General features: G+C 70.6%; 7 protein-coding genes. All 7 read right to left on the bottom strand.

From position 1 onward, the window contains the following. Positions 1 to 175: 175 nt before the first annotated feature. The 7 genes from GXY35_11045 to panB all read right to left on the bottom strand — a co-directional run bounded on the left by GXY35_11045 (position 176) and on the right by panB (position 7,365). Positions 176 to 1,093 carry an ROK family protein gene (locus tag GXY35_11045; GenBank protein ID NLW95112.1) on the bottom strand — a complete coding sequence of 306 codons (918 nt, stop codon included), beginning with the start codon at positions 1,091 to 1,093 and terminating at the stop codon, positions 176 to 178. A 23-nt stretch (positions 1,094 to 1,116) separates the two neighbouring features. Continuing rightward, positions 1,117 to 2,034, bottom strand: a complete 918-nt coding sequence (locus tag GXY35_11040; GenBank protein NLW95111.1) for an ABC transporter permease — start codon at positions 2,032 to 2,034, stop codon at positions 1,117 to 1,119. A 19-nt stretch (positions 2,035 to 2,053) separates the two neighbouring features. Then, a complete protein-coding gene (locus GXY35_11035) occupies positions 2,054 to 3,661 on the bottom strand; it encodes a peptide ABC transporter substrate-binding protein (protein NLW95110.1) in 1,608 nt (535 codons plus the stop codon). 23 nt (positions 3,662 to 3,684) lie between these two features. After that, positions 3,685 to 4,695, bottom strand: a complete 1,011-nt coding sequence (locus tag GXY35_11030) for an ABC transporter ATP-binding protein (protein ID NLW95109.1) — start codon at positions 4,693 to 4,695, stop codon at positions 3,685 to 3,687. Next, complete coding sequence (gene nadA, locus GXY35_11025; protein NLW95108.1) at positions 4,692 to 5,606, bottom strand: quinolinate synthase NadA; 915 nt, start codon at positions 5,604 to 5,606, stop codon at positions 4,692 to 4,694. Before nadA ends, GXY35_11030 begins: the two co-directional genes overlap by 4 nt. Before the next feature lie 21 nt (positions 5,607 to 5,627). Next, positions 5,628 to 6,473, bottom strand: a complete 846-nt coding sequence (locus GXY35_11020; protein NLW95107.1) for a pantoate--beta-alanine ligase — start codon at positions 6,471 to 6,473, stop codon at positions 5,628 to 5,630. An 85-nt stretch (positions 6,474 to 6,558) separates the two neighbouring features. Next, positions 6,559 to 7,365 carry a 3-methyl-2-oxobutanoate hydroxymethyltransferase gene (panB, locus tag GXY35_11015; GenBank protein NLW95106.1) on the bottom strand — a complete coding sequence of 269 codons (807 nt, stop codon included), beginning with the start codon at positions 7,363 to 7,365 and terminating at the stop codon, positions 6,559 to 6,561. Positions 7,366 to 7,405 lie beyond the last annotated feature (40 nt).

Raw genomic sequence — 7,405 nt, 5'->3', positions numbered from 1 at the left:
TCCCTGGCCGGCTTGAGCGGAGCCCTTGAAGGCTCAACCTCAAGCCGGCCAGGGAGATATGTCATGCCTGATGCTGGTACTCCTGTCGCAGCCGTGAAAATCTTTCACAAAGAAACGTCATGAGCCAATTTTTCCTTGTGTCTCCTTTTCCCCTCGAGCGGCCATGCGGCGGCGCCTACCGGGAAACCGCCTTGAACGCCTCGCTCGCCGCCCCGATCGCGCCGGCGTCGGGCCCGAGGGCGGAACGCACTATCCGCACGCGCCGGGCGGGGATCGGCAGCGCCCGTTCGCGCACGACGCGCCGCGCCGGGTCGAGGAGAAGGCGCCCCGCGCCGCTGATCCCGCCCCCTATCACCACGACGTCGGGGTTGAGGAGGTTCACCAGACAGACCAGCCCCAGGCCGAGGCGCTCACCGGTCAGTCTCCACACCCTCCGCGCCCCCGGGTCCCCGGCCCGGGCCGCGAGGGCGATGCGGGCGGGCGTCAGCGCCTCCCCCCCGGCGCCCATCAGGCGCGTGGCGAGGCGCACGATCCCGTCGCGACCGACATACCGTTCGAGACACCCTTTCCCGCCGCACGGGCACCGCGCCGCTCCCGGCCCCACGGGGATATGGCCCAGCTCCCCCGCGGTCATCGAGGCGCCGCGGTACAGCCGCCCCTCGAAGATGAGGCCGCCGCCGATCCCGGTCCCGATCGTGAGGCAGCAGACGTTCGGCGCCCCCCGCGCGGCGCCGTAGCGCTGTTCCCCGAGCGCCATCATGTTGACGTCGTTGTCCAGCACGCAAGCGGCGCCGAGCCGCCTGGCGAGGAACGCCGCGAGCGGCACGTTGCGCCAGCGCGGCAGGTTCGGCGAGAACTGCACAACGCCCCGCACCGCGTCGATGCACCCGGCGCATCCGACCCCGGCCCCGGCGACGCGACGGGACCCGCCCAGGGCGCACGCCGCGTCGGCGATCGCCGCCAGCGCCTCGCGCCACGCGCGGCGCGGGTCGATCGGGACCGTCTTCCGCGCGGCGATCCGCATCCGGCGGTCCGCCAGGATGATCTTCGCCGAGGTGCCGCCGATGTCTATGCCGAACGCGTACCGTTGCATCCCCCGCCTCCCCTCCGCCGCGTCTACCGGTACCGGATGCGCGGGTCGAGCCACGCGTATGAGATGTCCACGATCAGGTTGAAGACGAGGAGCATCACGCAGTAGAGAAGCGCCACGCCGAGCGCCACCGTGTGGTCCCGGTTGAAGGCGCTGTTGACGAAGAAGCGCCCCAGGCCGGGGAGGTTGAAGATCTTCTCCACGACGACCGAGCCGGTGAGGAGCTGCGCGCTCGCGGGCCCCAGGAAGGTGACCACGGGCAGCACGGCGACCTTCAGGGCGTGCCGGCAGACGATCGCCGTCTCCCCCGCCCCCTTGGCCCGCGCCGCCCGGATGAACGGCTGGTGCAGCACGTCGAGCATCCCCGCCCGCATCAGGCGCGCCACGTAGGCGGTGAACGGCGCCGCGAGGGTGAGGACCGGCATCAGGAGGTGCGCGGCGCCGCCCCACCCCGCCACCGGGAGGAGCCGCAGCACGAAGACGAAGACGATGATCAGAAGCGGGCCGATCACGAAGGTCGGGATCGAGATCCCCGCCAGCGCCACCACCATCACGACGTGGTCGAGCGGGCCGTTCCGGTGCACGGCGGCCACGCTCCCCAGGATGACGCCGAGGAGGAGGGCGAGGCCGAGGGCGAGCCCCCCGAGGGCGAGCGAATAGGGCAGCGCCTGCGCGATGATCTCGTTCACCGTCCTCCCCTGGAGCTTCAGCGAGGGGCCGAGGTCGAGACGGGCGAGCCCCGCGAGATAGCGGAGGTACTGCCGGAATAGCGGCTCGTCGTAGTGGTACTTGGCCTTGACGTTCCTCTCGATGCTCGGGGGGAGCTTCCGCTCGGAGTCGAACGGCCCCCCGGGGGCCGCCCGCATGAAGAAGAAGGCGAGCGTGGCCACCGCCCAGAGGGTCGGGATCATCCAGAGGATCCGCCGCAGGATGTAGATCAGCACCGCGCATCCTCCCCGGCCGTCATCTGATGAAGACGTGCTTGAGCGGGTGTTCGTCGAGCGGGTTCGGCAGGATCCCCCCGATGCGGTCCGCGTCGTACAGGCTGAGCGAGACGTAGTAGTATATCGGCAGTATCGGCACCTCGTCCACCACGAGGATCCGCTCGGCCTCGCGGAGAAGGTCCATCCGCCGCTTCTCGTCGCGCTCGCCTCCCGCCGCGGCGATGAGTTCGTCGTAGCGGGCGTTCCCCCAGCCGGTGCGGTTGTTGCCGCCGCCCGTGACGAACATGTCCAGGAAGGTGTTCGGATCCGGGTAGTCGGCCACCCACCCGGCCCGTGAGATCCAGTAGTCGAGTGCGCTCTCGCTGTTCAGGTAGGTGCCCCACTCCTGGTTCTCGAGCTCCACCTGTATCCCGAGATTCTCCTTCCAGATCGCCTGCATCTCCACCGCGATCTGTTTGTGCGCCTCGCTCGTGTTGAAGAGGATGCGCGTTTCGGGGAACCGTTCGCCGCCGGGATATCCCGCCTCCGCGAGGAGGCGCCGGGCCTCCGCGGGGTCGTAGCCGAGCCCCTCCGGCGGGCGGTAGCGCGGCATCGAGGGGGAGACGAGCGTCGTCGCCGGGAGCTGCCCCGCGCGCAGGATCTTCTCCGTGATGCGCTTCTTGTCGGCGGCGAGGGCGAGCGCCTTCCGGACGCGCGGGTCGTCGATCGGGGGCCGAGTGACGTTGAACCGGTAGAAGTAGGTGACGAGGATTGTGGTCTTGTGGAAATCCGGCCGCGTCCGCAGCAGGTCGACAAGGTGCAGCGGGATGCCGGCGCCGTCCACCCAGTCGGCCCCGCCGGTGAGGTACAGGTTGAACGCCGTGCTCTCGTTCTCGGTCGGCAGCGCGTCGATCGTGGAGAGCCGGACGCGGTCCCGGTCCCAGTAGCGCGGGTTCCGGACGAGGCGTATCCTGCGGCTGGTGATCCACTCCGCGAGAACAAAGGGGCCGTTGCTCACGATCTTCCCGGGGCGCGTCCAGAGATCGCCGTGCCGCTCCACGCAGGCCCGATTGACGGGGAAGAGGGTGTAGAACGAGGTGAGGTACAGGAAGAACGGCGTCGGGGACTTCAGCTCGACCACGAGGGTCCGGGGATCGGGCGCGCGCACCCCCACGCGGGAGAAATCGTTCAGGACGCCCGCGTTGAACTCCTCGGCGCCGCGGATGTAGAAGAGCTGGTAGGCGTAGTAGGCGGCCCCCATCGACGGGTCGAGAACGCGCCGCCACGAGTAGATGAAGTCGTCGGCGGTCAGGGGCGTCCCGTCGCTCCAGACGCAGTCGCGGAGCCGGAAGGTGTAGCGCAGCCCGTCGGGGGAGATCTCCCACGACTCCGCCACGCCCGGCACGATCGTCGCGCCGTCGGGGCTCCTGGCCGTGAGCCCCTCGAAGATCGCGTTCGCGATCCGGTGCTCGGGCTGCCCGGTCATCAGGGCGGGATCGAGCGTCTGGACGTCGGAGCCGTTCTCGAAGGTGAAATCGGCGCGCGGGAGCTTTTCCCCGCAGCCGGCCGCCGCCAGCAGCACGGCGGCGGCAGCGGCGGCGCCGCCCCGCGCGCCCCCGCGCAGGCGCATCCCCGTTTCCCTCCTCATCCGGTCGCCTCCGCGTCGATCGTTCATCTGTAGAGCCAGCACGCCACCCGGTGTCCGGGCTCGGGTTCGGCGAACCGCGGGGGCCGCTCCGGGCAGACCGGCATCCGGCGCGGACAGCGCGGGTGGAAGCGGCACCCCGGGGGCGGCGCGGACGGCGAGGCCGGTTCGCCGCGGATCCCGCCGCGGTTGCGGCGCGCCGCCTTGCCGACCTCCGGCACCGCCGCGATGAGCGCCTGCGTGTACGGGTGGAGCGGCCGTTCGTAGAGCGCGTCCCTGCCGGCCTCCTCGACGAGGAGGCCGAGGTACATCACCGCCACCCGGTCGGCGATCTGCTCCACGACGCGCAGGTCGTGCGAGATGAACAGGTAGGAGAGGTTGCGCTCCTCCTGGAGGTCCTCGATGAGGGTGATGATCTGGGCCTGGATCGAGACGTCGAGCGCGGAGACCGGCTCGTCGAGGACGAGGAACTCCGGGCCGAGGGCCAGGGCCCGGGCGATCCCTATCCGCTGCCGCTGGCCGCCGCTGAACTCGTGCGGGTAGGCGTTGACCGCCGAGGGGGGGAGCCCCACCTGCCGGAGAAGCGCCGCGATCCTCTCCCCGAGGAGGCGGCCCCTCGCGAGGCCGTGGACGCGCAGCGGCTCGCCCACCGTCCCCCCCACCGTCATCCGCGGATCGAGCGAGGATGCCGGGTCCTGGAAGACGAACTGCATCCTCCGGCGCATCCGCCGGAGGTCGGGCGCCGAAAGGGAGGAGATCTCGACGCCGTCGAAGCGGACGGACCCCGCGTCGGGCTCGACGAGGCGCAGGATCGTCTTCCCCACCGTCGTCTTGCCGCAGCCGCTCTCCCCGACAAGGCCGAGCGCCTCGCCGCGCCCGATCGAGAAGGAGACCCCGTCCACCGCGCGGACCGGCGCGCCGCCCTTCGCGAAGATCCCCCCCCGCGCGGCGAAATGCCTTTTCAGACCGGTGACCTCGAGGAGCGGGCCGGGCCCCGCCCCGTCTCGCCCCGGGCCCGCGGCGGCGAGGCGGCTCACGCCCGCACCTCCAGCATCCTCTCCAGGGCGCGGGCGGCGCGGAGGCGGATCCCCTCCTCCACGCGGATCTCGTGCTGCATCCGCTCGAGCGATTCCGCGACGGAGGCGAGCGTGGTGCGCTTCATGTTCGGGCAGAAGAGGCGGGGGGAGCCGAGGTGGAAGCGCGTGCCGGGATTGTCGCGGGAGAGACGGTGCAGCATCCCCGCCTCGGTGACGATGATGAACTCCTCCGCGGGGGAGGAGCGGACGAAGGCGAGCATCCCGGAGGTGCTGCAGACGCGGTCGGCGAGCGCGGTGATCTTCGGACCGCACTCGGGGTGCGCCACCACGACGGCGTTTGGATGGGCGCGTTTGGCGTCGAGGATCTCCTCCGGCCGCACCCAGGCGTGCGTCGCGCAGTAGCCGTTCCAGACGATGAGCCGCTTCCGCGTGTGCGCCTGCACCCACGCCCCGAGATTCATGTCGGGCCCGAAGAGGATCTCCTGCGCATCGAGCGACTCCACGACGGACGCGGCGTTCGACGAGGTGCAGCAGATGTCGCTCTCCGCCTTCACCGCCGCGCTGGAGTTGATGTAGGTGACGACCGGGCGCCCCGGATGGGCGGCCTTCCAGTCCCTGAGCTGGGCGGCATCGAGCATCTCGGCGAGCGGGCAGCCCGCCTCCCGCTCGGGCAAAAGGACCGTTTTGTTCGGGTTCAGGATCCGGGCGCTCTCCGCCATGAAATAGACGCCGCAGAAGACGATCACCCGGGCGTCGGTGGCGGCGGCGCGGCGGCTCAGCTCCAGCGAGTCGCCGGTGAAGTCGGCGATATCCTGCACCTCGCCGCGCTGGTAGTTGTGCGCGAGGATCACGGCGCCCCGCGCGGCCTTGAGACGAACGATCCGCGCGATGCACTCGTCGCGGGACTCCATCGCGCCCCCTCCTGCGCCCCGTCAGGGCTCGAGGACGATATTGTCGATGAGACGGCTTTGACCGACGCGCGCCGCGATCGCGAGCAACGTCTTGTCGTTCACCTTCGACACGCGTTCGAGCGTGTCGGGATCGACCGTTTCGAGGTACTCGATGCGGACGAGCGGCGCCGCCGCGACGGAGCCCCGGACCGCCCCGAGGATCGCCTGCACCTCGCGGACCCCCGCCCGAACCATCTCCTGCGCCTTCTGGAGGGAGCTGTTCAAGACCGCGGCCTCCCTCCTCTCCCGGGCGCTCAGGTATCTGTTGCGGGACGAGCAGGCGAGCCCGTTCTTCTCTCGGACGGTGGGCATCACGACGATGCGGACCGGGTAGTTCAGGTCCGCGACCATCTTGCGGATCACCGCGCACTGTTGCGCGTCCTTCTGGCCGAAGTACGCCGTGTGCGGCCTGACGATGTTGAACAGCTTCGCGACGACGGTCGCCACGCCCCGGAAATGGCCCGGGCGGAACGGGCCGCAGAGCCTCCGGCTGAGCTGCTCCTCGGTGACGAAGGTGGAGTAGCCCGGCGGGTACAGCTCCGCGCTGCTCGGGGTGAAGACGACGTTCGCCCGGCACTCCCTGGCGACGGCGAGGTCCGCCTCCATGTCGCGGGGGTACCTGGCGAAATCCTCCCCCTCGCCGAACTGGAGCGGGTTGATGAAGATGCTCACCACCAGCCGGTCGCACTGCTGCCGCGCCTGGCGCATCAGCATCGTGTGTCCGTCGTGGAACGCTCCCATGGTGGGCACGAGGGCGATCCTGCGCGCCCGCTTGTAGTTGTGCTTGACGTAGCGCTGCATCTCCTTGACCGTGCTGATGATCTTCATCGATCCGTCCCCCCTCTCCGCGCGGTCGGATCGCCGCGCCGGCGTGCGCATCCGGCAGGCGCCGATTTCCCCGCGCGCCGTCCGTTTATCGGTACGAGTGCCCGGCGTCCGGGTACCGCCCGGTGCGGACCTCCGCCGCGTACTGCGAGACCGCCTCCCGCATCCCCTTCCCCAGATCCGCATAGACCTTCACGAAGCGGGCGGCGCGACCGGGGGAGAGGCCGAGGATGTCGTTGAGCACGAGGATCTGCCCGTCGCAGGACGGGCCCGCCCCGATCCCGATGGTGGGGATGCCGACCGACGCCGTGACCCGGGCGGCAAGCTCCGCCGGGAGGCACTCCAGCACGATGGCGAACGCCCCCGCCTCCTCGACCGCACGCGCGTCCGCCTCGACACGGCGGGCCGCGTCGTCCCCGCGCCCCTGCACCCGGTACCCGCCGAGGACCAGGATGTCCTGCGGGGTGAGGCCGATGTGGCCGAGGACCGGCACGCCGGCGCGCACCACCGCCCTGATCTCCGGGGCGCTCTCTTCGCCCCCCTCGATCTTCACCGCGTGGGCCCCGGCCTCCTTCACGAACCTGCCCGCGTTCCGTACCGTCTCCTCGACGCGCACCCCCGCCGCCATGAACGGCATGTCGCCCACGAGGAGCGCCCGGCTGTTCCCGCGCGCGACCGCGCGGGTGTGGTGGAGCATCTCCTCCATCGTGACCGGGAGGGTGCTGGGGTAGCCGAGCAGCACCATCCCGAGCGAATCGCCGACGAGGATCAGGTCGACCCCCCCGTCGTTGAGGAGGGCCGAGGCGTGGAAGTCGTACGCGGTGAGGGCGACGATCTTCTCCCCGCGCTTCTTCATCTCCCGCAACACCAAGGGCGTGATCTTGTCCGCCGTCATACCGAGCCCCTTTCCACAATGCCCCCGCCTCGAAACGATC

The organism is Chlamydiota bacterium, from assembly GCA_012729785.1.
Taxonomy (GTDB): domain Bacteria; phylum Auribacterota; class Tritonobacteria; order UBA1439; family UBA1439; genus UBA1439.
Note: the sequence above shows the minus strand (reverse complement) of the source record. Positions and strands in the feature narration are given on the sequence as shown.

Excerpts from the sequence above, each read along its gene's own strand:
- nadA (NLW95108.1), bottom strand. The coding sequence starts at position 5,606 with ATGGAGTCCCGCGACGAGTGCATCGCGCGGATCGTTCGTCTCAAGGCC.
- GXY35_11045 (NLW95112.1), bottom strand. The coding sequence starts at position 1,093 with ATGCAACGGTACGCGTTCGGCATAGACATCGGCGGCACCTCGGCGAAG.
- GXY35_11035 (NLW95110.1), bottom strand. The coding sequence starts at position 3,661 with ATGAGGAGGGAAACGGGGATGCGCCTGCGCGGGGGCGCGCGGGGCGGC.
- GXY35_11020 (NLW95107.1), bottom strand. The coding sequence starts at position 6,473 with ATGAAGATCATCAGCACGGTCAAGGAGATGCAGCGCTACGTCAAGCAC.
- panB (NLW95106.1), bottom strand. The coding sequence starts at position 7,365 with ATGACGGCGGACAAGATCACGCCCTTGGTGTTGCGGGAGATGAAGAAG.